This window comes from Micromonospora sp. AMSO12t, from assembly GCF_008806585.1.
GTDB lineage: Bacteria > Actinomycetota > Actinomycetes > Mycobacteriales > Micromonosporaceae > Micromonospora > Micromonospora reichwaldensis.
Window position 1 is genome coordinate 1 of the sequence record NZ_WAAS01000580.1, and the last position, 547, is coordinate 547.

The 547-nt window shown below is 82.1% G+C and carries 1 pseudogene; it reads right to left on the bottom strand.

Going from position 1 to position 547, the window contains the following annotated elements:
- Positions 1-547, bottom strand: a pseudogene (locus F6X68_RS33865) (hypothetical protein); the annotation flags it as partial.

A 547-nucleotide genomic window follows, 5' to 3' on the forward strand; every position in this document is an offset into this window, starting at 1 on the left:
AGGTCCCACCCGCCGGTGTCCGCGCCCGCCCACGGGTCGACCGGCGTGCGGTGCTCGGCGGACTGCTCGGGCGGGGGCGCCGGCGGAGGCGCCGGCACCGGGGGGATCACGGCCGACTCGCCCCAGGCCCGCTTGCGCGGCTTCGGCGGGGGCACCGCCGCCGAACCGCTCCACCGGGGCGCGGGCGGTTCGGCCGGTAGCTCGTCGGGGGAGAACATCCGGGTGCCCTGCGGCCCCACGGCCGGTCGCTCGTCGCCGGGGAACATCCGGGTGCCCTGCGGTCCCACGGCCGACGGGCCGTCGTCGGGCAGCAGGCGGGTGCCCTCCGGGCCGGTGCCGGCGGCCCGCCCGGGCCCGGCGTCCCGGGTGTCCTCGGCCCCGGCGTCGGCGGCGTCACCCGAGCCGTGCGGCGCGGTGGCGTCGCCCGGGTCTGGCTGGTCGGCGGCGTCGCCCGAGACGTGCGGCGCGGCGGCGTCGCCCGTGTCCGGCAGCGCGGCGTCGGCCCCGGCGTCGTCCGGGTCCTGCCCGATGTCGGACGTCGCGGTCG